This window comes from Acidobacteriota bacterium, assembly GCA_026707545.1.
In the GTDB taxonomy this organism is placed as follows: domain Bacteria; phylum Acidobacteriota; class Thermoanaerobaculia; order Multivoradales; family Multivoraceae; genus Multivorans.
In genome coordinates, this window is the sequence record JAPOWR010000002.1 from 1 (window position 1) to 24,827 (window position 24,827).

The 24,827-nt window shown below is 66.5% G+C and carries 19 protein-coding genes; 11 read left to right on the plus strand and 8 right to left on the minus strand.

What is annotated here, in order from left to right:
- Positions 1-178 precede the first annotated feature (178 nt).
- The gene (locus OXG83_12175) at positions 179-694 is read right to left on the minus strand and encodes a site-specific integrase (GenBank protein ID MCY3965788.1); all 516 of its coding nucleotides are present in this window, start codon (positions 692-694) and stop codon (positions 179-181) included.
- Between the two features lie 489 nt (positions 695-1,183).
- On the opposite strand from OXG83_12175, the gene OXG83_12180 reads away from it, so the two are divergent.
- Positions 1,184-2,758: a trypsin-like peptidase domain-containing protein gene (locus OXG83_12180; protein ID MCY3965789.1), complete on the plus strand. Its 1,575-nt coding sequence runs from the start codon at positions 1,184-1,186 to the stop codon at positions 2,756-2,758.
- Between the two features lie 391 nt (positions 2,759-3,149).
- Entirely contained in the window at positions 3,150-5,273 is a 2,124-nt protein-coding gene (locus OXG83_12185) for a VCBS repeat-containing protein (protein ID MCY3965790.1), read from the plus strand.
- Between the two features lie 481 nt (positions 5,274-5,754).
- Here OXG83_12185 and OXG83_12190 read toward each other — a convergent pair whose 3' ends face one another.
- From OXG83_12190 to OXG83_12215, 6 genes are all read right to left on the minus strand, one after another.
- On the minus strand, positions 5,755-6,720 hold the full coding sequence (locus tag OXG83_12190; GenBank protein MCY3965791.1) for a hypothetical protein: 966 nt from the start codon (positions 6,718-6,720) through the stop codon (positions 5,755-5,757).
- A gap of 71 nt (positions 6,721-6,791) precedes the next feature.
- Positions 6,792-7,928 carry a tyrosine-type recombinase/integrase gene (locus tag OXG83_12195; GenBank protein MCY3965792.1) on the minus strand — a complete coding sequence of 379 codons (1,137 nt, stop codon included), beginning with the start codon at positions 7,926-7,928 and terminating at the stop codon, positions 6,792-6,794.
- Between the two features lie 344 nt (positions 7,929-8,272).
- Positions 8,273-9,721, minus strand: a complete 1,449-nt coding sequence (locus OXG83_12200) for a hypothetical protein (GenBank protein ID MCY3965793.1) — start codon at positions 9,719-9,721, stop codon at positions 8,273-8,275.
- Complete coding sequence (locus OXG83_12205) at positions 9,721-10,635, minus strand: hypothetical protein (GenBank protein MCY3965794.1); 915 nt, start codon at positions 10,633-10,635, stop codon at positions 9,721-9,723. The genes OXG83_12200 and OXG83_12205 overlap by 1 nt, the downstream gene beginning before the upstream one ends.
- Positions 10,636-10,775: 140 nt before the next feature.
- Positions 10,776-12,572, minus strand: coding sequence for a DNA mismatch repair protein MutS (locus OXG83_12210; GenBank protein ID MCY3965795.1), 1,797 nt, complete (start codon positions 12,570-12,572; stop codon positions 10,776-10,778).
- 65 nt (positions 12,573-12,637) lie between these two features.
- Positions 12,638-13,897: a serine hydrolase gene (locus tag OXG83_12215; GenBank protein MCY3965796.1), complete on the minus strand. Its 1,260-nt coding sequence runs from the start codon at positions 13,895-13,897 to the stop codon at positions 12,638-12,640.
- A gap of 94 nt (positions 13,898-13,991) precedes the next feature.
- Here OXG83_12215 and OXG83_12220 point away from each other — a divergent pair, with 94 nt between their 5' ends.
- From OXG83_12220 to OXG83_12245, 6 genes are all read left to right on the plus strand, one after another.
- Positions 13,992-14,807 carry an ABC transporter ATP-binding protein gene (locus tag OXG83_12220; protein MCY3965797.1) on the plus strand — a complete coding sequence of 272 codons (816 nt, stop codon included), beginning with the start codon at positions 13,992-13,994 and terminating at the stop codon, positions 14,805-14,807.
- Positions 14,804-16,753 carry an AMP-binding protein gene (locus OXG83_12225; protein MCY3965798.1) on the plus strand — a complete coding sequence of 650 codons (1,950 nt, stop codon included), beginning with the start codon at positions 14,804-14,806 and terminating at the stop codon, positions 16,751-16,753. Before OXG83_12220 ends, OXG83_12225 begins: the two co-directional genes overlap by 4 nt.
- Before the next feature lie 10 nt (positions 16,754-16,763).
- Positions 16,764-17,642: a branched-chain amino acid ABC transporter permease gene (locus tag OXG83_12230; protein ID MCY3965799.1), complete on the plus strand. Its 879-nt coding sequence runs from the start codon at positions 16,764-16,766 to the stop codon at positions 17,640-17,642.
- Positions 17,643-17,645: 3 nt separating this feature from the next.
- Positions 17,646-18,689, plus strand: a complete 1,044-nt coding sequence (locus OXG83_12235) for a branched-chain amino acid ABC transporter permease (GenBank protein MCY3965800.1) — start codon at positions 17,646-17,648, stop codon at positions 18,687-18,689.
- Between the two features lie 78 nt (positions 18,690-18,767).
- Positions 18,768-19,967 carry an ABC transporter substrate-binding protein gene (locus tag OXG83_12240; protein MCY3965801.1) on the plus strand — a complete coding sequence of 400 codons (1,200 nt, stop codon included), beginning with the start codon at positions 18,768-18,770 and terminating at the stop codon, positions 19,965-19,967.
- A 16-nt stretch (positions 19,968-19,983) separates the two neighbouring features.
- Positions 19,984-20,778, plus strand: coding sequence for an ABC transporter ATP-binding protein (locus OXG83_12245; GenBank protein MCY3965802.1), 795 nt, complete (start codon positions 19,984-19,986; stop codon positions 20,776-20,778).
- Here OXG83_12245 and OXG83_12250 read toward each other — a convergent pair whose 3' ends face one another.
- On the minus strand, positions 20,779-21,537 hold the full coding sequence (locus OXG83_12250) for a prephenate dehydrogenase (protein ID MCY3965803.1): 759 nt from the start codon (positions 21,535-21,537) through the stop codon (positions 20,779-20,781).
- Positions 21,538-21,610: 73 nt separating this feature from the next.
- Between OXG83_12250 and OXG83_12255 the strand changes: the two genes are divergently transcribed.
- Genes OXG83_12255 through OXG83_12265 form a run of 3 tightly spaced genes read left to right on the plus strand, consistent with a single transcriptional unit; the run spans position 21,611 to position 24,726 of the window.
- Positions 21,611-22,897: a dipeptidase gene (locus OXG83_12255; protein ID MCY3965804.1), complete on the plus strand. Its 1,287-nt coding sequence runs from the start codon at positions 21,611-21,613 to the stop codon at positions 22,895-22,897.
- A complete protein-coding gene (locus OXG83_12260) occupies positions 22,881-23,756 on the plus strand; it encodes an NUDIX hydrolase (protein MCY3965805.1) in 876 nt (291 codons plus the stop codon). Before OXG83_12255 ends, OXG83_12260 begins: the two co-directional genes overlap by 17 nt.
- 7 nt (positions 23,757-23,763) lie before the next feature.
- Positions 23,764-24,726 carry an MBL fold metallo-hydrolase gene (locus OXG83_12265; GenBank protein MCY3965806.1) on the plus strand — a complete coding sequence of 321 codons (963 nt, stop codon included), beginning with the start codon at positions 23,764-23,766 and terminating at the stop codon, positions 24,724-24,726.
- Positions 24,727-24,827: the final 101 nt, after the last annotated feature.

Below are 24,827 nucleotides of genomic sequence, written 5' to 3' on the forward strand. Positions count from 1 at the left end.
TGAAGACGCCGGAGTGGAGGCAGACGAGGGTGAGCCAGGCCGCTTCGTGAGGACGGAAGCCGAACTCGCGCAGCGCGGCGTCGCGGCCGGCCAGGTGCGGGACGTCCGGGGGCTTGAGGGCCATTGTCAGAAGTCCGCGACCTGATCGCACGGCATGGACATCCTCCTCACCTGCCCGCTACCGGACCAGGAACGCTCCCCAAGCCTCCATGACCTCGCGCCGGCGCTCCAGCACGTCGCTGCGGGCGTAGCACTGCTCGACCTGGCTCCCCACCGCGTGGGCCAGGGCCTGTTCGGCCAACTCCCGGTCGATTCCCTCGTCCGAGCACCACGACCGGAACGAACTGCGGAACCCGTGCGGGCTGCAATCGATCTTGAGGTCTTTCAGCAGCCGGCCGAACACGGCCGCCCCGACCATCTTCCCCTGGATGCCGGGAAAGACGAGCCCTTTGCCCCGGCCGCGCAGCCGTTCCGCCCGATCAAGGACCACAAGGGCGGCGCTGGAGAGGGGAACCCGGTGCTCCCTGCGCGACTTCAACCGCGAGGCGGGGACGGTCCAGGTGGCCGACTCCAGGTCGATCTCCCGCCACCTGGCTCCGCGAACCTCACCGCTGCGAGCCGCCGTCAGCGCCAGGAAGCGAAGCGCCAGCCGCGTCCCGATCCATGCCCCGGACGCCTGCACCTTGACCAGCACTCCTTCCCGCTCTCAATTCAGAGAAGTGTCAGAGAACGCAGGGACTTGTGGCACATGACGGTGAGCGACTGTCCCCCAATGTGGTCCTTGTTCGCCAGACGACCCGTTCAAGAGCGTGACCGGTTCGGTATGAGGCTGCTGTGCGGGTGGTGGGCAACCCGAAGTACAACTTGCGGATCGACTTCCGAGGTGGCGCTCCGTCACCGCCCTGGCGAAGACTCGGAACCCTGCCGCGCGCAGAGGAGGCTGTTACGCTACGTGGCTCCATCTCCGAGCCGGAGCCTTCAGGGGCGACAGACCATGAGACAGCCCTCGGAATGCTCCACTCCAAGAGTAGGCCGAGTCAGCCGAAGGACGTTTGACCGCCTCGCCAACGGAACCATGCCACACGAATCTCCTCGCAGATATCGGAGTGGAACCGCGCTTCTCGGCGCCGGCGCTCTCTCGCTCCTTCTGCCCGCCGCTACCGGCCCGAGCGCCGCCCAGAACGTGCGCCCTGACCAACCGCTCTCCACCGCAGAGATCGCGCGCCGTGTCACTGACAGTGTCGTCACCATCCACACCGCAAGCGGTCACGGTTCCGGCGTGATCGTCGATTCGACCGGCATCGTTGTCACCAACCTCCATGTCATCGAGAACGAGACGGATCTGGAAGTCGTCCTGGCGAACGGCGACATCTACGACGACATCGCCGTCGTGGACGTTGATGAGCGGCGAGACCTGGTCGTGCTCAAGCTCAAGGCCTACAACCTCGTGCCGGCGGCCATGGGGGACTCAGACGACATTCGGGTCGGCGACAGCGTCGTCCTTGTGGGTTCACCAGAGGGCTTCGACTCCACCGTCAGCGAAGGCGTCATCAGCGCCATGCGCGACACCGGAGCAGGCTACAGCGTCATCCAGACAAGTGCCCCCGCCTCCCCCGGCAGCAGCGGTGGCGGCATGTTCAATGCCTACGCGGAGCTTATCGGCATCGTCACATCTCAAGCACGCGAGGGCCAGAACCTGAACTTCGCCGTCCCCTTCAACTACGCTCGCGGTCTGCTCTCCACGGAGCCGACGATGACCCTCTCCGACTTGACCGAGCGGTTGAGCACCTCGGCCGACGCGAGTTCCCGGGTTGCGGAGCCGACATCCTCCTCTACTGGTATCAGTTCTGCTGACGCCGATCGGTTCAACGACCTCATGCAGGCGATCTCAGCCGACGAGGACCTACACGAGTTCGTGGAGTTTCGAGACGCCGGCGATGGCCTGTGGCTGTTCTTCTACAAGGACGGAGACCACGTTGCAGAAGTTCCTGGTTATGTGGAGCTCCTGGAAGACGGTTTTGATCGAGCCATGGTAGTGCTTCACACTCAGCAGCTTTCAAGCCCAGGATCTCCTTGGACGTCCAGACAGGTCGTGTCTCTGCTCCAGCTCAGCTTCAACTGGAACTTCGCCAAGCTCGTAGCAGACTCTGATGGTTCGCTGCGAACCATGCTCGAGCTTGAGCTCCGTACGACCGACGAACACTCTCTCATCCTTGGCGCCTACTCCGTCGGTGAGGCGGCTGATGATGTCGCCGGGATGATGAACGCGCCCGAGCCCTCCGGCTCGAGCACCATGGCCTCTGCGCTGACAGAGGCACCTGCTGCACAGACGGCATCGGTGGATCTCCTGGACCACGCAGTGCGCTTCGATCCGCGCGAGTGGTCGGAGATCCCTGCGTTGAACGACGACGTGCTCCTGCAGTTGGAGCACTCGTCGAAGGAAGTCTGGATGTCTCTGATAACCGAACGAGGGGAGATTCCGGTAGAGGCAATGGTGCAACTGTTTCGCCAGAATCTGGTCGTTGCGGGATTGCAGGACGTGGAGGGCATTCGAAGCGGCAAGCGCCTCGTAGGCGGGATTGAACTTGGGTACTCAGAAGTCCTCGCCACAGCCGAGGGGGTACCGGTCATCTACCTTGCCCATTTCTTCAGCAGCGAGCGCGGCACGATTCAGATCGTAGGCTGGACTCCGCGAAACCTCTACACCGAGCATAAGACGACGATCGAGCGCTTCGTCGCTGGTTTTCACCTGCCCTGAGAGTCCCCCAGCCAGTCAAGTTGGTTGGTTGAAAGGGTCGGCCCGGGCGTTGGAGATGCCAGGGCGACGCCTTGGCTCAGTCTCCTCTCGTACCGCCCCGTAGTGTCGTTCGTATGGCTGCTCGGAAGTCACCAGGGGCTGGTCCCCGGCTTCTCGGCCAGTCACCCAGTAAGGCGGAGCCGGCGCTCGATCGGCTGATAGGGATCCATCACGCGGCTCATGTAGATCAGCTTCCCCTGGATGCCGGGGAAGACCAGACCTCGACTCCGGCCACGCAGTCTTACCTGCCCAACGGACCGGCGCTTCACGTAGTCTCAAGAGCACCATGGGTACGCACCTCATCGGGCGCCGGTCTCTTGGAGCGAGTGGGTGTGTCGTTGCCTTGATGGCCATGACCGAGTTCGCGGCCGCCCAACTCTCTGTTCCCGGCCCTTGCGAGCCGGATGCCGAGACTCTCTGCCTGCACGGCGGCCGGTACGAGCTGCAAGCGGATTGGCGGACCGGCGACGGCAACAGCGGCTCGGCGAAGGTGGTGCCGAAGGGGACCAGGGATTCCGGCCTGTTCCGGTTCTTCGACGCCGAGAACTGGGAGGTTCTGATCAAGGTACTGGACGGCTGCGTGGTCAACGGCCATCACTGGGTGTATGGCGCTTCGACGACGGACCTGGGCTACGAGATCCGCGTCAGGGACACGGCGACTGACGATGTCAAGGTGTACCGGAACGAGCCCGGCCGGCCAGCACCCGCGATTACGGACGGCAAGGCGTTCCCTGGCGCCTGCGCGGCAGGTGTGTCGCCGCCGCTCGCTTTCCCCGATTGGAGGTTTCAGGGCACGCCGGGCGAGGAACTGGCGCCTGTTCGGCTGGTCGGCGGATCGGACTCGGGCTGTGTTCCCAACGGCACGTCGCTGTGCCTGGCGGATAGCCGCTTCGAGGTGGCCGTCGACTGGTCGACGGCCGGCGGGGCCGAGGGTCCCGCGAACACAGTGCCGGGCGGGACGAATAACTCGGGGCTCTTCTACTTCTTCGATCCGAACAACTGGGAGATGCTGATCAAGGTGCTGGACGGTTGCGCGATCAACGGCCACCACTGGGTGTACTCGGCGGCCGCCACGGACCTGGGGCTCGACATCACGGTGACGGACGCTGCGACGGGCGCGGCCTGGACGTTTGAGAAGCCGCCGGGGCCGCCGGCGCCGGCGATCACGGAGAGCAAGGCGTTCCCCGACAGTTGCGACGTGAGGCCGCTGCCGGAACTGGTGTCGCCCGGGTCGATTGCCGTCGAGTGGGACGTGTGGGAGGCCGAAATCGCGCACGAGAGTCTCGGCGATGTTCCGTTCGCGGACGACTTCGACGGCGACGGCGACGACGATGTGCTGATCGTGCCCGAAGCCGCACCGGAGGGTGCCGACCCGTCGGACACGAGGACCGGTCTCATCCTCGTCAACAACGGGGACTTCACCTTTGAGGTCGCCGCCGGGGACCGACCCCGCGGAGTGCATCCCTCACATGTCCTCATGGCGGACTTCGACGGAGATGGCAGGAACGACTTCTTCATCGCCGACCACGGCTACGACTTTCCGCCTTTCCCCGGCTGGCACAACCAGTTGCTGCTGTGGACCGCGGGCGGCTACGTGGACGCCACCGACCGGCTGCCGACCGACCCGGACGGCTTCACCCACCGCGCCGCCGTCGGCGACATCGACGGCGATGGCGACGTGGACATCCTGGTGGCCAACGCCTTCTCGCATTCCCTGCACCCGGCGCCGTACTTCCTGATGAACGATGGCAAGGGTCACTTCGTCCGGGATCAGAGGAGGTTGCCGCAGAGTTGGGACGGCGCGCCCTGGGCGGTTCAACTGGCGGATCTCGACGGCGACGGTCACCCGGACCTGGTCGCCGGACCCAGGGGAGACACGGCGGGAGAGTCCTTCGTGCATTGGGGGTCTGTCGAGGGTGTCTACGGGGACGGCAGGGCAACGGCGCTGCGGGAAGCGGCCTTCCTGTCCGCCTTTGGCGGTGGACACGTGGTTTCCACTGCGGTCGGCGACGTAACCGGAGATGGGCGGCCTGACATTCTCCTGGGCGGCTACGACCTTGCTCTTCAGGGGAGGGGCGTGCAACTGCTCGTGAACCATGGTGGGCGCGTCTTCGTCGACGAGACGTCGCGCCGCCTCGGCGCAAGCGCCTGGTCGGCGAGGGAAGCCGCGCATACGGCGTATCGCTTCCTGGACTTCAACCGTGACGGCGCGGTTGACATCGTTCCCCAGTTGTTCTGGAGCGGCGACGGGAGCCCGAACGTGCTGGCTTGGCTGAACGACGGGACGGGACACTACGTGCCCCTGAAGACCACCGAGTTCGACGACGCCGACGCCCTGGCGCTCTTCGAGTTGGGCAGAACGGTCCAGGCCGGCGGCGGGTTCAAGACGATCGTGTTCCACGGCGAGGGTGGCTCGTTCGTACGCGCACAGGCGGGAGTCGTGGTCGAGGGTGCCGTGATACGCCCGGAGGATTGATGGACCAGAGGTGTTGCCTTCCGATCCACATCCGACATGGCTCCTCCGTATCAGCGGCCCTCCGAGCCTTCCCGCAGGGATCAATCTGGACGTGAGCGACCCTCCCGGCGGCCTGAAACAGGCCGGCACATGGGAGCTCACGTCCCAACCCGAATCGCCTGGTACGACCCGGTCACCGCGCTCGTGGGGCGCTTTCCCCGAGCGGCGACCGAGAAACGCATTGCGTTTCAAGGACATTCGGGCGATGTCCTCAGAAGAGGACGATGTAACATTCGGAGAGTCGAAAACGGCACAAAGGGGGTGCTGTCCTTGTCCGTTTCTGGTGCGGATCCTGGAGCGACCCGGAGTTACGCGGCGACCACCGAGCCCACTAGCCCATCCTGCGGGCCGCATGGGTCGAGAGCTGCTGAATGCTTTGAGGGCGCCTGAGCGTTGGGATAGTCCTACGGGGCTCCGGGTTCGATTCCCGGCAGGTGCCCACTCACCCCCGAGAGGCCTGCGGCGCGAGGCCGCGAGCGTGATGCGTCGAGTAGCCGTCGATCGCAGGGCCGGACGTACCGCCGGCGGCCTCCGGAGCCCCTCGCTGGCGGAGCCGGATCAGGACGCGGCGAGCGGCATGGAAGCCGCCCCACTGCTCGAGCGCGGCGGGGTCGGCCGAGAGGAGCGCCGCCCTGACGGCGACCACCGTTTGCCACTCCTCCGGGGTCAGCGGCCGGACCGGAGGGCTGGCCCAGGCGGCGACCCTGCGGGAGAGCTGGTGCTGCTTCGGCACGGTGCGCGTCACGACGGCGACGTGGACCTTGGTTCCGAAGACGCGAAGCCACGGCCAGAGGTGGCGATGGCCGCCGGCCCAACTGCGCAGTTCCGTGTCCGTGTGGCGGCCGGGATCGGCGTAGACGAAGGTAGCCGACCGAAGGTCGGCGGCGATCGGCAGCCTGAGCGGGAAGTAGCGCCGGGTGCGCTTGGCCGCGCCGCCGTAGATGCGGCTGGGGTAGTGGTTGCGGGGGATGCCGCGCGCTTCGAAGTGGGCGACCTTCTCCGCCTCGGTGGCGAGCCAGGGGAGGCGAGGGTGGCGGACGACGTGATCGAGAGAGAGGAGGCGGCGGAAGAGGACCACGTCCTCCTCCGGTTTCCGGCGATGCCGGGTGTCTTCGACGCCGAGAGCGCTGTAGAGAGAACGGCTGTGCACGTGGGTGTATCGCAGCCTGGTGCCGACGCCGGGGACGGGGTGCTCGCGCGCGAAGCCGCGTTCGGTCAGAGCGCGGAGGAAGCGTGAGGTCTTCTTGCGGTGACACCGGTGGTGTCCGGTGAACTGGGTCCGGGTGAAGACGCCGGAGTGGAGGCAGACGAGGGTGAGCCAGGCCGCTTCGTGAGGACGGAAGCCGAACTCGCGGAGGGCGGCGTCGCGGCCGGCCAGGTGCGGGACGTCCGGGAGCTTGAGGGCCATTGTCAGCCGGCCGCGACCTGGTCGGCCTGAATGCAGGTGATGAGGATGCCCATGGCGCGCGTGTTCGTCCGTTACCGGACCAGGAACGCTCCCCATGCCTCCATGACCTCGCGGCGGCGCTCCAGCACGTCGCTGCGGGCGTAGCACTGCTCGACCTGGCTCCCGACCGCGTGGGCCAGGGCCTGTTCCGCCAACTCCCGGTCGATCCCCTCGTCCGAACACCACGACCGGAACGAGCTGCGGAAGCCGTGAGGGCTGCAATCGATCTTGAGGTCTCTCAACAGCCGTCCGAACACCGCCGCCCCGACCATCTTCCCCTGGATGCCGGGAAACACCAGACCTCCACCCCGGCCACGCAACCGGTCCGCCCGATCAAGGACCACAAGGGCGGCGGTGGAGAGGGGAACCCGGTGCTCCTTGCGGGACTTCATGCGCGAGGCAGGAACGGTCCATGTGGCCGACTCCAGATCGATCTCCCGCCACCTGGCTCCCCGAACCTCGCCTCTCCGCGCCGCCGTCAGCGCCAGGAAGCGCATCGCCAGCCGCGTCCCGATCCATGCCCCGGACGCCTGCACCTTGGCCAGCGCCTCGCGCAGGTCCTCTGCCGGCAGGTAGCGATGGTGCTTCCGCTTTCTCCGGCCGGCCGGCAACACCGCCGCAAGTGTGCTCGTCGGGTCGTCGGCCCGATAGCCGGCCGCCACGCTCCAAGCCATAACGCCCGCCATCCTCTGCCTCAGCCGCCGTCCGGTCGGCCGCTGACGGCGCCACAGGGGCACCAGGACCCGCATCAGGTCGGCGGTCTGGATCTCGTCGACCGGCAGGTCCCCAAGACCCGGGAACGCATGCTGCTCCAGCAGCCGCCGGACGTGCTTCGCGTGCTCCTCTCCCCAGTCGGGAGACTGGATCTCGAGGTACAGCGTCGCGGCCTCCCTGAAGGTCGGGGCATCGGTGGCGACGGGCGCCCTGGGATCGCCTCCCAGTCGAGCGGTTCTCGTATGCTCGAAGGCGACCTCCCGAGCCTCTTTCAGCGATCGGAACCTTGTCGAGCCCATGCCGACCTCGATCCGCTTCCCCTTGACGACGCCTCTCCAGACCCATCGGCCCTTGCCGGCGGCGGTGACTCTGACCATGAGCCCGTCACGGTCGTACTTCTTGAAGGGCTTGCCTGTGGGTCTGATGGCGTCAACTTGTCGTTGGGTGAGTGGCATGGCGGGATGGTAGCAGAGACCCCCGTATCGGATTCCCTCACGATGTCCCCCAATCCTGCCTCTACAGCCACACGCTGTCACCCGCTCCCAGTACCTGAGATAACGCTTCGCGAACCCTCACAAGTTACCGTATTCATTGGAGTTTTTTGCCATTTCTCGACTCTCTCCTGCGCTCTTTGGACCTCATGGGATATCGCCCGATCAGAGAGCACTCCACTACGCTCGCTTCGGTCAGGCGTCGGTTGCTGGGAAGGCGTCGGCCGTCGCTCGCTTCGAGTCCGCTGGGACCCCTCCCCCTGAGCCCCGGCACGGGCTGGACGGCGTCGGGATGTCCCTGCGAGGATCTACTCGAGGGAGCGAGCGCGCTCGTGGAGGATCGGGTAAGCCTCGGAGCGGGAGAGGTTGTCGTCGAGGAGGAGAGTGAAGGACTCGCTCCAGGCTGCCTCGGCATCGTCGCTTGTCGTCTCGACGTAGGTCAGCGATGAACCGGTTTCCCAGACGACGACCGCGCCGTTGCCGTTGGGCGAGACGAAGATCGTCGGCTGTCCGGTCCCGATCGTAGGCGCTGCCCGTTCCGACTTCACCTGTAGGCGGGCGAGGTGCTGGACGTAGCCGTTGTCGAGCGGTTGGGCCGCCGCGAGTAGAACGTGACCTTCTGCAGTCGCGGTTTCTTCCAGGAGATCGCCTTCTTGAGATCGGGCACCGACGAGCACGAGGTGAATGCGGGCTGCGCTGGAAACCCCATTGAGTCCACCCTCGGCGCAGAGACTCTCTGCGCGTCGGATCAGCATCTGCTTGGTGTCATGCGCCAGTGGCGTTAGAGCCCGACTACGAATCCGTCGGCCGACGAGTACGAGGTGGATGCGCGCGGCCTCCGCGACGGATGTGAGCGCGTTCTCCTCTTCGTCCTCGATCTTCTGGCAGAGGTTCGAGGAGTTCAGGTGATCCGCAAGACTGTCGGCGAGTTCGGCGAGTTCGACTGCTGGAGTGGAGAGTTCCAGTTGGACGAAGGCTCCGCTGTCGCTGTCGGCGAAACCGATGACAACTGCGTTGGCCTCTGAGGCGGCGTCAACAGTCGGCGCCTTGAGCAGACGTGCCGGCACCTCACTATCGAAGGGTTGGTCGATCAACTCCTGCGACACGTAGTCGTTGAGCCGGTGAACGCGACGCCACGTCGAGGCCAGTTCTCCGTCGATCAGTACCACGGGCGCGTACATGACCTTGTCGCCGTCGGTGGTGTCTTCGGACCAGACGACGTGTAGGACCGTGCGCGTGTTCGGTTGGTCGGAACTTCCTGCTGCTAGTTCAAACCGGTCGTGAGTGACGGCAAGGCGCGGTGCCGACTTGTTGCTGTAGATGTTGCCGGAGACCTCGATCGTGTCGGACCACTCGCTGCCGTTGAAAGAGGCCAGGTTGATCCGGGTAAGGGTCGAGTCACTGTTGCTAGACCACACGACGTAGAGCTGGCCGGTAGAGGCGTCGAAGGACAGGGACGGCGTCCTGTCGCTGTCGTCCGCTTCGCTGCCGGGAACCAGGTAGTGCTCGACAGTTCCGGACCCCCGACGAGCTTCAAGACGGAGGACTTCGGCGTCTGCGGAGGCCTCGGCGCCGTCGGGGAAGAGCTCTCCATAGGTGCCGACGGTGACCAGATAGATGTCTCCGCTCTTCCCGAGGACCGGAGCACTTGACGCGGCGTGTAGGGCGCCGGCGCCGAGCAGCAGGGCGATCAGCCCCACGAGGGCGGCGCGATCTGCCCGTTTGCCCGTTGAGAACCTGGGGAGGATGCTCTTCATCATGCCCTCAGATTCACCACCTGGCGCAGATCCAGGGACATCAGCACGGTTGAGAGCCCGGTGTGCTCAGGATAGAAGCGCCGTTCCAGCTTGCAGAAGAATCCCCTGGCCGCTTCGTTGTCGTGCTCCTGCATCGCCACCTGGCCCAGCAGGTAGAGGCAGTTCTTGACTACGGCTAGGTCTTGGTACTTCTCGGCCAACTCAAGTGCACGGATACCGTGTTGTCTTGCCAACCTCGGACGCTTCAACTCAAGGTAGGCGAAACACAGGTCCTGATGCGGCAGCATCGTGTACTGAATGGCCCCTCCGTGCCGGAAGGTCCGCATGCTCCGATAGAGCAACCGAAGGGCTTCGCGCATTGTGGCGCTGCGCAGTTGCTTGGCTGCGGTCGCTCGGGACAGCAGGCAATAGCCCAGATTCCCTTCGGCGATCGCGGTCCACATTGGCGGAGCTTCTCTCGTGTAGCGGAGGGCCGTGCGATAGCACTCAGCAGCTTCAGCTTCCCGACCCTCGGCCGCCAGGAGGTTGCCCAGGAGATTCTGGGCCATACCAGCTAGTCCCTCACGCTCCACGTAGTCCGCACGATCACGGAACAATCGAGCGTAGAACAGTGCCTTCTTGATCTGCCCCTCCAACTCATGTGCGCGCGCCAAGGTGTAGGCGGCCAGACAGGAGTTGTTGTCGACGGTTGTTCCGAGCAGGATCCGTCGCAGCTCCGGCATGACTTCAGCGCCGTTGCCGAGTTCGGTTTCGGCCGCGCCCCAACCGCACAGCGCCTCATCGGCCAGGTCGGCTTCACCCGCTGCCGTGGCGGCTTGCGCAGCCTGTCGATAGACAACGGCGGCTTCCCGGTACGAGCCCTTCGCAACTAGTTCCCGCCCACGGTCCCGGAGCGTCTCGAAGTCTTCGGTCACCTCGACCGCGCACGGCTCCACACCGGGCGCGGGAACGCCCTCGGGGATGTACGTCGCCTCAGGCGACGACTGGAAGGGAACAACCGTCGCAGTCATTAGGACGTCGAGTCTACACGAAGGAGACGGGGAATGGAGGGGTCCTAAACGTCGAGGCCGACCTGGCGCATCAGGTCCAACGCGTTGCTGCGAGTGACGGTGCCCTCGCGCAGGCGGTAGTCGAACAGGATCTTCCCATCCACCAGGTCGTCTCTGAAGTGGACGTTGCGCAGTGACGGCCCGGGCGAGTCGTCGGCGATCCGCGCCAGGGCGAGATCGTGGGTGGTCACGAGTCCGACCGCGCCGCGATCAACCAGGCTGCGGACCAGGGCCTCGGCGCCGACTCTCCGGTCGTGGGAGTTCGTGCCGTGGAGAATCTCGTCGAGCAGGAACAGCACCGGCGTCTCCTGTTCGGTGAGGTCGAGAACCGACTTGAGCTTCCTGATCTCGGCGTAGAACCTGGAGTGGCCTTCGGCGAGTGAGTCCCTTAGTTGGATGGACGATCCGATGGCCAGCGGTGAGAGGACCAGCGAGCTCGCGCGCACCGGTGCACCGGCAAGCGCCAGGACGACGTTCGTCCCGACCGTCCTGAGAAGCGTGCTCTTGCCGGACATGTTCGAGCCGCTGACGATCAGGCACTGGGCTGGCGACCCCGGTTTCCTGGAGCAGGCTTCCAGTACGACATCGTTCGCCACACAGTCCTTCGGAGGCAGCAGGGGATGCCCGAGTTGTCGAGCGGCTAGCAGCGGGCGCCGCTTCCCGGCCGGCTCGACCAGCGTGGGGAAGATGTGGTTCGGGTGCTCGAACGCATGGGAGGCGAGGCTGGCCAGGGCCTCGACGCTGGAGAGCACGTCGAGCCAGACGGCCACGCGGTGCCCGTGGCGTCGGCGCCAGGCGTCGATGGCGTAGGCGAGTTGGGGCGTCCACAGCAGCAGCAGGCCGAAGGGCACGAACAGGGCGTTCCGCATGGAGTCGAGCAGATCCACGAGACGGCGTAGCCGTGTGGCGTTCCGGGAGGCGGTGTTTCCATCGCCACCCCGCAACCGCTCCTGCAGTTCGACCATGAGGTCGCTTTCGAACGGCTCGCGCTCGATGACCTCCAGCAGGGCCGCAACCAGATTGAGGTCACGGCTCGCTCGCGTCACGCCACCTGTGGCAGCCGCGATAGCACGACGCTTTGCGATCATCCAGAGGACTTCCAGCACCGCCACGGCCAGAAACGGCGACGGCCCCCAGCTCCAGATCATCCAGCCGGTTGCGGTGAGAAGGTTGGCGGCGGCCGCTGCCGTCAGCAGGACGCGCATCAGGAACTCGCGCCCGCCGGCGCCGGGCAGGGCAGGCCTCCCCTCCCCCGCCGCCCAGGTTCGCAGGGCCCCTGGATCGATGTTGGTGCGCGCGAGCCGCCCATGTACTGCCAGACGCTCGCGGAAGTCGAGTCGAGGCGCCAGTTCGCGCACAGCCTCCTGCCGCTTGCGTACAGCGTCGGGTCGCGCGGGCTCCAGCAGCCAGGACGCGAGGAGTTCGTCACCGCCTCGGGTGCGGGCGCGGCTCAACATCTGGAACAGCGAGTCGGGACCGAACAGGTCGAGGTCCGCGGCGTACACGTGCTCGGCGTGTTCGTCGGCAAAGCGCGAGCCGGGCCGTCCGCCGGCCCGCCAGTCGCCGTCGAGCCGGTTGAGAATCTGATGGTAGAAGGCTTGCGCACGCTTCAGCCGTTCGGCCCGTCTCAGAACCCGCTCGTGAAGGACGACGAGAACCAGAAAGAGCAGCGCCGGGACCGCCGCCCAGATCAGGGGGAAGAGCCTTGCCTGGACCGACAGCCAGACCAGCACGGCTGCCGCAAGCACGGTGGCCAGCCGCGACCACGAAACGGCCTTCTCGAACCGCCTCGTTCGCCGCAATAGGGCGCCGCGCCGCTCGGCTCGGCGTTCGCAAGTCGGGCGCGGGTTGTCCACGACCCTGCTGGTCAGGTCAGTGCCGGATAGACGATCGACTTGAGCTGGCCGCGGAAGTTGAACGTGCCCGACATCCAGAACTGGACCATGAAGATGACGATCAGGTCCTCCCTCGGGTCGATCCAGAAGGCGGTGCTCGCGGCGCCGCCCCAGCCGTACTCACCGACCGAGCCGATCGCCTGAGCGACCGCCAGATCCAGGGTGACCGAGACGCCGAGACCGAAGCCCATCCCCTCGTAAGTCGTCTCGCTGAAGGTGCCGACCGCCAGGTCGGTCAGATCGCTGCCGCTCGGCAGGTGGTTCATCGTCATGAGTTCCACCGTCTTGCGGCCGAGGATGCGCGTGTTCTCCAGCGTGCCGCCGCCCAGCATCATCTGGCAGAAGCGGTAGTAGTCGTGCATCGTCGACACGAGTCCGCCGCCACCCGAGAAGAAGCTGACCTCGCTTGTGTAGTGGCTGGTCAGGGGATCGTCGAACAGGACCAGCTTCTTGTTCCGGTCCCGCCGGTAGTTCGCGGCGAAGCGGTCGACCTTGTCCGCGGGCACCGTGAAGCCGGTGTCGACCATGCCCAGGGGCCCGGTGATGTGCTCCTGCAGGTACTCGTCGAACGGCTGGCCGGAGAAGACCTCGACAAGGTAGGCGAGCACATCGGTGGCGACCGAGTAGTTCCAGGCGTCGCCGGGCGAGAACTCGAGCGGCAATTCCGCGAGTTGCTCGATCATCTGCCGCAGGCTGCCGCCGATCGGCGGGCCGCCGACGCCGAGCTTGCGGTACGCGGCATCGACGTTCGTGCGCTCCATGAAGCCGTAGGTCAGCCCCGACTGGTGCGTGAACAGGTCGCGGATCGTCATCGGGCGATCGACCGGTCGGGTGAGGAAGTTCGGGTGGTTCCCGCTCTCGAAGACTCTGAGATCCCGCCACTCGGGGATGAACTTCTGGACCGGGTCGTCTAGCTGGAAGTGGCCCTGTTCGTAGAGCTGCAGCAGGGCGACCGAGGTGATCGGCTTGGTCATCGAGTAGATGCGGAAGATCGTGTCGGTCCGCATGGCGCGGCCGCGCTCGCGGTCCATCAGACCCTGCGCCGAGAGGTAGGCCGGCTTGCCGCCCCGGGCGACCAGGGTGAGGCAGCCCGCAATCTTCTCCGGCTCCAGATAGCGGCGCCGCAGATGATCGTCGATACGCGCCAACTGCGCGGCGTTCAGGCCAACCTCCTCGGGGCGCGCGAGGTCGAGTTCGGGGGGTGCTGAAACCAGGACGGGTCGGGCCGGCATGGAGGATCCTTTGATTGGCTGGTCGGTCGACTGCTTACGGCGCGGCGATCTTTGCAGATGGCGGAACGGGCGTGGCGCATACAATCGCGCAGCCGTGGCCCAAGCCCAAGCCCAGGAGCCGTTGGCCTCGACCTGCCTCGAGGTCAACGGTGTCACGCTCTCGTTCGGCGGCGTACACGCCCTGGACGATGTCGCCCTGGACGTGCGCCACGGCGAGGTGTTCGCGATCATCGGGCCGAACGGCGCGGGAAAGACGTCCCTCCTCAACTCGATCAGCGGTCTCTACCGGCCGCAACAGGGCTCGATTACCTACACGCCAACGCCGGAAGCGGCGCCGGTCTCGCTCGTCGGCCGCGCGCCCCACAAGGTGGCCCAGGTCGGCATCGCCCGATCGTTCCAGAACATCGAGCTCTTCCGCGGCATGACGGTGCTCGAGAATCTGATGCTGGGGCGGCACATCCACATGCGCGGCAACGTCCTCAGTTGTGGCGTCTACTGGGGTCCACAGCGCCGCGAGGAGATCCGGCATCGGGCCGCGGTGGAGGACGTGATCGACTTCCTCGAGATCGAGAACCTGCGCCACCAGGCGGTCGGCACCCTCGCCTACGGTCTGCAGAAACGGGTGGAGCTCGCCCGCGCGCTGGCGCTCGATCCCAAGCTTCTTCTGCTCGACGAACCCATGGCGGGGATGAACGTGGAGGAGAAGGAGGACATGGCCCGCTTCGTCCTCGACGTGAACGAGGAGTGGGGCGTGACGACCGTCCTGATCGAGCACGACATGGGAGTCGTCATGGACCTCTCGGATCGCGTCGCGGTGCTCGACTTCGGCCGATCGATTGCCTGCGGTACGCCGGACGAGGTGCGCGCCGATCCCGCCGTGATTCACGCGTATCTGGGGGACGCCGAATGACCGCGCTGGCGGAACTGCCGGAAGACGCGGACACGATGCCCAAGCTGCTGCTCCGGAATGCCCGGGAGCGCGGCGGCGAAGCGGCGCTCCGTGAGAAGGAGTTCGGCATCTGGCAGAGCTTCACCTGGGCGCAGTACGCCGAGCGGGTCAGGAACTTCGCCCGCGGACTGGTCGAACTCGGACTCGAGCGGGACGACATCGTCGCCGTGCTGGGGGACAACCGGCCCGAGTGGCTGATTGCCCAGCTCGCGTCCCAGGCGGTCGGCGCCCGCTCCCTGGGCGTCTACCAGGACTCCGTGGCGAGCGAAGTGCAGTACCTGGTCGAGTTCGCGGGCGCCCGCTTCGTCATTGCCGAGGACCAGGAGCAGGTCGACAAGCTGCTTGAAGTCTGGGACCAGTTGAGTGGCACTGGGGAAGGGGACGGGCAGGGAATCGCGAAGGTCATCTACTACGACCCCCGCGGGCTCGGTTCCTACCCGCACGACTTCCTGCTCGGCTTCTCCGAAGTGGAGAAGATAGGGGCGTCCGCCACGAGCAGCACGGAGGACGACTTCGAACGCTGGGTCGAAGCGACGACCGGCGACGACGTCGCCCTGCTGTCGACCACCTCCGGAACCACCGGAAAGCCGAAGCTGGCGATGCTCTCGCACCGCAACCTGCTGACCATGGCGCACAGCTTTCAGAGCATCGATCCGATGCGGAGCGACGACGAGTTCGTCTCCTTCCTGCCGCTCGCGTGGATCGGCGAGCAGATGATCGGCGCCGCCTGCGGCATGCTGGTCGGCTTCACCATGAACTTCCCGGAAGAGCCGGAGACGGTGCAGCACGACATCCGTGAGATCGGACCGCAAATGATGTTCTCGCCGCCCCGCATCTGGGAGAACATGGTGTCCGACGTCCAGGTACGGATCGAGGACTCCTCCTGGCTCAAGCGCAAGGTCTACAACTGGGCGCTGGGCGTCGGTTACAGAGCGGCCGACACGCGGCTGGCGGAGGGCGGTCTGCCCAGGTTGCTGGCGATGCAGAACTGGATCGCCAACGCGGTCTGCTTCTTCTGGTTGCGCGACAAGCTCGGGGTGCGGCGAATCCGGCGCGCCTACACGGGCGGCGCGGCGCTCGGGCCCGACATCTTCCGCTTCTTCCACGCCATCGGCGTGAACCTGAAGCAGATCTACGGCCAGACCGAGGTGTCCGGGATTTCGGTGGCGCACCGCGACGACGACATCAAGTTCCAGACGGTCGGCACGCCGGTGCCAGGGGCGGAGGTCAGGCTCGGCGAAGGCGGCGAGATCCTGACCAGGAGTCCGTCCGTCTTCCTCGGCTACTACAACAACGAGGAGGCCACACAAGAGGCGCTTCGCGACGGCTGGCTTTACTCCGGCGACGCCGGCTACATGGACGACGACGGGCACCTGATCGTCATCGATCGCAAGAAGGACGTGATGGAGCTGCACGACGGAACGCAGTTCTCGCCGCAGTTCATCGAGAACAAGCTGAAGTTCAGCCCCTACATCAAGGAGGCGGTCGTGTTCGGCGGCGGCGACTACCCGTTCGTCACCTCCTTGATCACGATCGACTTCGCCAACGCGGGAAAGTGGGCCGAACGCCGGCAGATCCCCTACACCACGTTCACCGACCTCGCCCAGAAGCCGGAGATCTACGAGCTGGTGCTGGAACACACCGCCGGAATCAACGGTGATCTGCCGGAGTCGGCCCGCATCCAGCGCCTGCTGCTGCTGCACAAGGAACTCGACGCGGATGACGAGGAACTGACCCGTACCCGGAAGGTGCGGCGCCGGTTCATCGCCGATCGGTACCGCCTGCTCGTCAATGCGCTCTACGGCGGCGACGAGGCGGTCGAGATCGAGAACGAGATCACCTACCAGGACGGCACGACCGCGGTCCTGCAGACCCGGCTGCGCATCGCTCAGCCCGCCACCGCCTGAGGAGGGGACGATGGGATCCGACGTCTTCCTTCAACTCACCGTTTCCGGCCTCTCGAACGGCATGGTCTACGCCCTGGTGGCGGTCGGCTTCGTCGTGATCTTCAAGGCGAGCGACGTGATCAACTTCGCGCAGGGCGAGTTCCTGCTCTTCGGCGCCTACCTGGCCTTCGCCTTCATTGCCCAGTTCGGGTTGCCCTGGAGTCTGGGCGTGCTGGCGACGCTGCTCACCGCGGCCATGATCGGCCTGATCGTGGAGCGTCTCGTTCTCCGGCCACTGATCGGCGAACCGGTGATCTCGATGATCATGGTCACGATCGGTCTCTCGAGCCTGCTGCGAGCGGTGGTGAACGGTATCTGGGGGGTGCGGCCCAAGGCCTTCCCCAACTTCATCCCCTCGGGAGAAGTCGAGTTCCTGGGCGCGATCGTCGGCATCGACCGTCTGCTCGTGATCGCGATCGCGGCGATCCTGCTGACGGTTCTGACGCTGTTCTTCCGTCACACCCGGGACGGCATCGCGATGCGCGCCATCGCCGACGACCAGCAAGCGGCGCTGTCGATGGGCATCAGCATCAAGCGGGTCCTCGCCGTCGCCTGGGCGATGGCGGCGATCACCGCGGCGGTCGCCGGCATCATGCTGGCGAACACGGTCGGCGTCAGCCACGACATCATCTTCATCGGACTGCGCGTGTTCCCCGTGGTCATCCTCGGCGGTCTCGACTCGGTGCCCGGCGCGATCGTCGGCGGCGGCGTGATCGGGCTGCTGGAGTCGTACACGGCGGGCTACACGACGTCGGGCCTGGAGCTCATCGTCCCGTACATCGTGCTGATCCTGGTCCTGATGATCCGGCCCTACGGCCTGTTCGGCAAGGAGATCATCGAGCGGGTGTAGGGCATGGAGTCCGGAATCTTCTTCAGCGACTACCGCTCGGACATGGCGCTGCGGCGCATGCCCTTGCAGAAGGTGCGCACGGGCCTGCTCCTGGTCGGCCTCGTCGTGTTTCCGTTCCTGGCCACGCCGTACTGGCTCAATCTGGCCAACCAGATCGCGATCGCCACGATCGGCGCGATCGGACTCAACATCCTGGTCGGCTACACCGGCCAGATCTCCCTCGGTCAGGGCGCCTTCATGGCGGTCGGCGCCTATGGGTCCGGTCTCCTGACGGTCCGGCTCGACGTTCCCTTCTACCTGAGCATTCCGGCCGCGGCCGCGATCACCGCCGTTGCCGGCCTGGTGGTCGGCCTGCCTTCCCTGCGGCTCAAGGGCCTCTACCTGGCCGTCGCCACGCTGGCGGCGCAGCAGATCGTCGAGTTCGTCGTCACGCACTGGGACGGCCTCACCGGCGGTACGGAGGCGCTCGTCGTGCCGGCGCCCGAACTGTTCGGCGCCCGGATGAACACCGACGGACGGTTCTACTGGATCCTGGTCGTCGTCGCGCTCGCCGTCGCGCTCTTTGCCGCGAACCTGTTCCGTTCGCGGGTGGGTCGCGCCTGGGTGGCGATCCGGGACCAGGACATCGCGGCTTCGGCGATCGGCGTCAACGTGTTCGGCTACAAGCTGCTCGCGTTCGCCACGTCGTCGTTTCTGGTCGGCCTCTCCGGCGCACTGCTCGCCCACTACCGGTCGATCGTCACCTGGGAGCGGTTCACGATCGAGGTCTCGATCTCCTACCTGGCGATGATCATCATCGGCGGACTGGGGACGATTTCGGGTTCGTTCTTCGGCGCGTCGCTCATCGTGCTCCTGCCGGCGATGATCAATACCCTGGGGCGCTCGCTGCAGGACACGGCGCCCTGGGCGGCCACGGTCCTGCCGTATGTGCAGCAGGGCGTCTTCGGACTCGTGATCATCCTGTTCCTGGTGCTCGAACCGGAAGGGCTCGCCAAACTCTGGCGCAACGTGAAGGACTACTTCCGCGTCTGGCCGTTCTCGTACTAGGCGCCTTTGCGCCGGTATGATTCGTTGCTTACGGACCGGCTGTTCCGGGGCGGCCATGCCCCTTCAGGAGACCACGACATGAACCGTCTCGCTTGCCTTGCTGCTGTAGCTCTGTTGCTTCTCACCGCCTGCGGAGGCGGCGACCCGGTTTCGGAAGCGGATGCTCCGATCACCATCGGTGCGATCTTCGACCTGACCGGCGCGACCTCGGACGTGGGTACCCTGTACGCCGAGGCGATCCGCGACTACTACGACCGCCTGAACGAACTCGGCGGCATCGCCGGCCGCGAGGTCGACCTGCTGTGGAACGACTACGGCTACGACGTGGCGAAGGCCGAGCAGCTCTACTCCGAGTACGTCCAGGCCGGAGCGGTCATGTTCATGGGCTGGGGCACCGGCGACACCGAAGCCCTGCGCGGCCGGATCGCGGCCGACCGCATTCCCTTCGTCTCGGCATCCTTCTCCCACGTACTGGGAGATCCGTCCGAGGCCCCCTTCAACTTCCTCGTCGGCACGACCTACAGCGACCAGCTCTTCATCCTGCTCGACTACCTGATCGAAGAGGCGGAAGCCTCGGGAGGCGAGATGCCGAACGTCGCGCTGATGCACCACCCGAGTCCGTTTGGCCTCTCGCCGTGGCGCCAGGGAGGCGAGGAGTACGCGAAGCAGCGCGGCATCGAGATGGCGCCGCACGAGATGGCGCGGGGCAACACGGACTTCAGCGCCACGCTGACCCGGATCGCCGAATCCGGCGCCAACACGGTCGTGTTCCAGAACACGTCGGGACCGGTTTCCATTGCCGTCAAGAACGCGCGGGACCTGGGCCTGGACCTGCGCTTCGCCTGCCTGAACTACTGCAGCAACGAGGTGCTGCTGGATCTGGCGGGCGACGCCGCGGAAGGTGTTCTGGCTTCGATCATCTACTCGCCGCCGGGCGAGGGGATCGACGGCCTGAACGAAGCGGCCGAGTACCTCGCGTCCAAGGGCGCGTCGATCGACGAGGAGGGTTTGCTCTATGGCCAGGGCTGGGCGGTCGCCAGTCTGGTGACCGAGGCGATCGAACGCGCGGCCGCTGCCGGCGAAGTGACCGGCGATTCCATCTTCGCTGCCTTCGAGACCTTCGACGACTGGGACACCGGCGGTGTGACCGCGCCGGTCACGTTCACGTCCACCGACCATCGCGGCATCAAGGGCATGAGGATCTTCGAGATCAGGGAAGGCAAGTTCCAACCCGTGACCGAGATGCGGATGGCCTCCACCCTGGGGGCGGCCGAGTAGGGCAGGCCCGAACGCCATGCTGTCCCTGAACAACGTCGAGGTCATCTACAACGACGTCATCCTGGTGCTCAAGGGGCTCTCGCTCAAGGTGGAGCAGGGTCAGATCGCGGCGCTGCTGGGCACGAACGGCGCCGGCAAGTCAACCACGCTCAAGGCGATCTCGGGACTGCTTCATCCCGAGGACGGCGAGGTCACGGACGGCAACGTCGAGTTCGAGGGCATCCAGATCGACAAGCTGCCCGCCGAGGACATCGTGCGCCGGGGCATCTTCCAGGTCATGGAGGGGCGTCGGGTCTTCGAGCATCTGACGCCGCAGGAAAACCTCCTGGCCGGCGCCTACACGGCCCGGGACAAGGGCGGCACGGACGAAGCGCTGGAACGGGTGTACGGCTACTTCCCACGTCTCAAGGAGCGGGGCAACTCGATGGCCGGGTTCCTCTCCGGCGGCGAACAGCAGATGCTGGCCATCGGCCGGGCCCTCATGGCGCGGCCGAAACTGATGCTGCTCGACGAACCGTCACTGGGCCTGGCGCCGCTCCTCGTCCAGGAGATCTTCGAGATCATCCAGCGCATCAACCGGGACGAGGGCACGACGATTCTGCTCGTGGAGCAGAACGCCACCCGCGCACTCGAGATCGCCCACTACGGCTACATCATGGAGGGTGGCCGGGTCGTCCTCGAGGGGACTCCGGCGGAGCTCCAGGACAACGCCGACGTCAAGGAGTTCTACCTCGGACTGACCCAGGTCGGCCAGCGTAAGAGCTACCGCGACGTCAAGCACTACCGGCGCCGCAAGCGCTGGCTGTCGTAGCTAGTCCTGCTCGATCGCCTCCTCGATCTCTCGAAGCCTCTCGCGGAGTTCCCGGCGGGCGTCGGCGGCGAAAGGGTTCTCGCGGGCGATGGTCAGGAACAGATCGTCCGAGTCGTCGCGGAGGTTCTCTTCGATCTTCATCATGTGCCGGTAGGCGACCGTGCCGAGGGCCGGGTCCGGGACGTGAATCTCCCTGAGCGCCTTGGCCATCCAGTGGGTGAGGCCCTGGATGTAGGCCATCTCGGAGTCGTGCTCCTCCGCTGACATCTCGAGCACCTGGAGCTCCAGGTCCGACTCCAGGAAGGCTCTCACCGCCTGCACCCGTTCGCTGTCGACCGGGCGCTCGGGAAGGCAGAGCACGACCTTCAGACCGCGAATCCCGCCGCGACCGCTCTGGGGGCCGAACATCGGGTGAGTGCCGATGAACTGGACCTGCCGGGGCAGGCGCTGCTCGAGGATCCGGAGCGGCTTCACCTTGACCGAGGCGACGTCGACGACCAGCGTGGCCGGTGCGAGGCACGGGGCCAGGTCGGCGATCAGCCCGTCGAGATCCTGGACCGGGACCGCCGGAATCACGATGTCGCAGCCGGCGCAGCCTTCGAGGCCCGTCCAGCGCGCGCCCAGCGCGGCGGCTTCGGCGCTCAGGTCGCGGCGATCCCAGACCTGCACGTCGAACCGGGCGCCCAGGTGCCGCGCCAGAAAGCGACCGAAGCTGCCGAGACCGACGATGCCGATCGTCCTTGCCCAGCAGCCTTGCACCGGGCCCACCCTAGCACCGGCACACGTTGCCGGGTTCCCCTACAATCGCGTGCTGCGGGAGGAGGGAACCAGGATGAGAAGGACAACCGGCGCTGTTCTCGGCGCCGTCGTGGCCGTGGCGGTGAGCTATGGTTCACCGCCCGTGACCGACGCCCAGGAGGATCGCGCCAGCCGGGAGCACGTACTCGGCCTGCTCCGGGAGGTGCCGCTGATCGACGGCCACAACGACGTGCCGTGGCAGTACCGCACGCGCGTTTCGAACCACCTCGACGAGATCGACTTCCGGGACACCACCGCGCTCGAGCCGCCGATGCACACCGACCTGCGGCGTCTGCGGCAGGGGGGAGTGGGCGCCCAGTTCTGGTCGGTCTATGTTCCGACCTCCTACACCGGCGCCGGCGCGGCCCGGGTCGTGTTCGAGCAGGTCGACCTGACCAGGCGGCTGATCGAGCGGTATCCGGACGACCTGGAGCTGGCCCTCAGCGCGGACGACATCGAGCGCGTCCACGGCGCCGGCCGGATCGCGTCCCTGCTTGGCGCCGAGGGCGGGCACTCGATCGAGTCGTCCCTGGGAGTCCTGCGGCAGCTCTACGCGGTCGGCGTCCGCTACATGACGCTGACCCACAACAGCAACGTCGCCTGGGCGGACTCCGCGACCGACCAGCCGGCGCACGGCGGGCTGACGGCGTTCGGCCGGCGCGTGATCCGGGAGATGAACCGGCTCGGCATGCTGGTCGACCTCTCCCACGTTTCGCCGCAGACGATGCACCATGCGCTGGACGAGTCCCAAGCGCCGGTCATCTTTTCGCACTCCTCGGCATTCGCGGTCACAGCCAGTCCACGCAACGTGCCCGACGACGTCCTGCGGCGGCTTGCCGAGAACGGCGGCGTGGTCATGGTCACTTTCGTACCGTCCTTCGTCAACGAGAAGGTGCGGGCGTCATTTCAACGGCTGGATGCCGAACGCCGTCGACTGATGACCGCGGGAACCGCGCCGGAGGAGATCCGCACGCGGCTCATGGCCTGGCGAAGTGAGAACCCGGGCGCCCAGGCATCCCTCAGCGACGTGGCCGACCATATCGACCACATCCGTGGCCTGATCGGGACCGCGCACCTGGGAATCGGCTCCGACTACGACGGCATCCCGACCGTGCCGGTCGGCCTCGAGGACGCCTCGACGTTTCCCGATCTGTTCGTGGAACTGGTGCGGCGGGGCTACAGCGACGACGAACTGAAGGACATCGCGGGCCGCAGCTTCCTGCGCGCCATGCGCGCCGCGGAGGCGACGGCCCGACGGGTGCAGGCCACGGAACCGCCGGCCGACGACCTGATCGAAGAACTGGATGGCGAGAATGGTTGATCAGGCGACGTCCCCGGTGGTGGCCCGGCACGCCTCGACCGTCCTCCTGTTGCGGGACAGCGACCGCGGGGTGGAAGTGTTCATGGAACGCCGCCACATCCAGTCCGACTTCGTCGGGGGCGCCTACGTCTTCCCGGGCGGTCGCGTCGACCCCGAAGACCGGGTCGACGAAGCGCTGTGCCACGGCCTCACCGACCGCGAGGCCAGCGCCCGGCTCGCGCTCGAAGAGGGCGGCCTGACCTTCTACGTCGCCGCGATCCGCGAGTGCTTCGAGGAGGCCGGCGTGCTGCTGGCCTACGACCGTGACGGGCAGATTCTCGACTTCTCGGACCCGTCGGTCGAGCAGCACTTCGAACGTCTGCGAGCCGAGCTGAACGCGGGCGAACGGTCCCTGCTCGACATTGCCGCCGCCGAGGGGTTGACCCTTGCCACGGACCGCATCAGCTACTGGGCGCACTGGATCACCCCCGAGGGACAGCCGCGGCGCTACGACACCCGCTTCTTCGTCACGCGGGCGCCGCGTAACCAGACCGCCGCCCACGACGACCACGAACTGACGAGTTCCGCCTGGGTCACCGCCCGGGAAGCGCTCGGCCACGCGCGCCGCAAGGAGTGGATGATCATCTTTCCTACCATCCGCAACCTCCAAAAGCTGGCCCAGTTCGAGACCGCCGGCGCCGCCATCGCCGCCGTCGACGCCCAGGCGGAGTTCCCCGTCATGCAGCCCCGCGTGCTGATGGGCCGGACGCCGGACGAACCGGCGCGAGCCGTGCTGCCCGGCGACGAGGGCTACGAGGAAGCGGCTATGCGCCCCTCCGCGGCGAACGTCAAGGACTGGCAGCGGGCGTTCAGCCGCTAGCGCCGTCATGCCGGGTCTCCCAAAGGGCACGCCCGTCGCGCTCTCCGGGCGGGTGCTGCGCGTCACCCAGGACAACCCGGGCATGTTCACCGGTCCAGGAACAAACACCTACGTCATCGGCGGCGCCGGCGGCCCGGTCTTCGTGCTCGATCCAGGGGAGGAGGACGACGCCCACTTCGACGCCATCCTGCGCGCCCTCGGCGGCCGTGAGGTCGCCGCCGTCCTGATCAGCCACACCCACCGGGACCACTGGCCCCTGGCGCCCCGCGTCGCCGAGCACACGGGTGCCGAGATCCGCGCCTTCAGGGAGAATCCACCGTTCACCGCGGGCCCCCGCCTCAAGGACGGCGATCGCCTGTCCTCGAGCGGCGCGACGCTGGTAGCCCTCCACACCCCGGGCCACGCCAGCGATCACCTCTGCTTCCTGCTGGAGGAAGACCGCGCCGTCTTCACCGCCGACCTGGTCATGGGCTGGTCAACCTCGATCATCGCCCCGCCCGACGGCAATCTGAACCAGTACATGACCTCCCTCGAGCGGCTGATCGAACTCGGCAATGACGGCATCGACATCCTGCACCCGGGCCACGGCGAGTCGATCAAGCCGCCCCTCGACCGCATCCACGAGATCCACCGCCACCGCCAGCAACGCACCGACCAGGCCCTCGACGCCATCGCCGCCGGCGTCGCCACGATCCCCGAGATGGTCGAACGCATCTACACCGATGTCGACCCCAAACTCCACGGCGCCGCCGCCTTCTCGCTACGGGCACACCTGGATGCGCTGGTCGAAGAGGGCAAGGTGAAGGAGACCGAGCCCGGCCGGTATTCCCAGGCGGCGGAAGGACAAGACGTTGGGGACCTGGTCAAGAAGGCAGGCGCGAACTCGGGGCTCGATTCCGATCGGGCCATGGACTTGGCCGTACAGGAGACGAGACGCCAGCGGGGAACAACAGATCCCGGGAAAGGGTGAGCCGCCAGGTCCGCTACGGCGAGTTCTCATCGCAGGGAGTCTGACCGTCGGCAGACGGCTCCTACGCGGCGCAACGCCCCCAGCCTCGGCCAGGACCGAAG

What these genes read in the sequence shown, in the direction of transcription:
- OXG83_12200 (MCY3965793.1), bottom strand. Translation starts at nt 9,721, where the DNA reads ATGAAGAGCATCCTCCCCAGGTTCTCAACGGGCAAACGGGCAGATCGC.
- OXG83_12235 (MCY3965800.1), top strand. Translation starts at nt 17,646, where the DNA reads ATGGAGTCCGGAATCTTCTTCAGCGACTACCGCTCGGACATGGCGCTG.
- OXG83_12260 (MCY3965805.1), top strand. Translation starts at nt 22,881, where the DNA reads ATGGCGAGAATGGTTGATCAGGCGACGTCCCCGGTGGTGGCCCGGCAC.
- OXG83_12245 (MCY3965802.1), top strand. Translation starts at nt 19,984, where the DNA reads ATGCTGTCCCTGAACAACGTCGAGGTCATCTACAACGACGTCATCCTG.
- OXG83_12195 (MCY3965792.1), bottom strand. Translation starts at nt 7,928, where the DNA reads ATGCCACTCACCCAACGACAAGTTGACGCCATCAGACCCACAGGCAAG.
- OXG83_12230 (MCY3965799.1), top strand. Translation starts at nt 16,764, where the DNA reads ATGGGATCCGACGTCTTCCTTCAACTCACCGTTTCCGGCCTCTCGAAC.
- OXG83_12255 (MCY3965804.1), top strand. Translation starts at nt 21,611, where the DNA reads ATGAGAAGGACAACCGGCGCTGTTCTCGGCGCCGTCGTGGCCGTGGCG.
- OXG83_12225 (MCY3965798.1), top strand. Translation starts at nt 14,804, where the DNA reads ATGACCGCGCTGGCGGAACTGCCGGAAGACGCGGACACGATGCCCAAG.
- OXG83_12190 (MCY3965791.1), bottom strand. Translation starts at nt 6,720, where the DNA reads ATGGCCCTCAAGCTCCCGGACGTCCCGCACCTGGCCGGCCGCGACGCC.
- OXG83_12215 (MCY3965796.1), bottom strand. Translation starts at nt 13,897, where the DNA reads ATGCCGGCCCGACCCGTCCTGGTTTCAGCACCCCCCGAACTCGACCTC.
- OXG83_12265 (MCY3965806.1), top strand. Translation starts at nt 23,764, where the DNA reads ATGCCGGGTCTCCCAAAGGGCACGCCCGTCGCGCTCTCCGGGCGGGTG.
- OXG83_12240 (MCY3965801.1), top strand. Translation starts at nt 18,768, where the DNA reads ATGAACCGTCTCGCTTGCCTTGCTGCTGTAGCTCTGTTGCTTCTCACC.
- OXG83_12185 (MCY3965790.1), top strand. Translation starts at nt 3,150, where the DNA reads ATGACCGAGTTCGCGGCCGCCCAACTCTCTGTTCCCGGCCCTTGCGAG.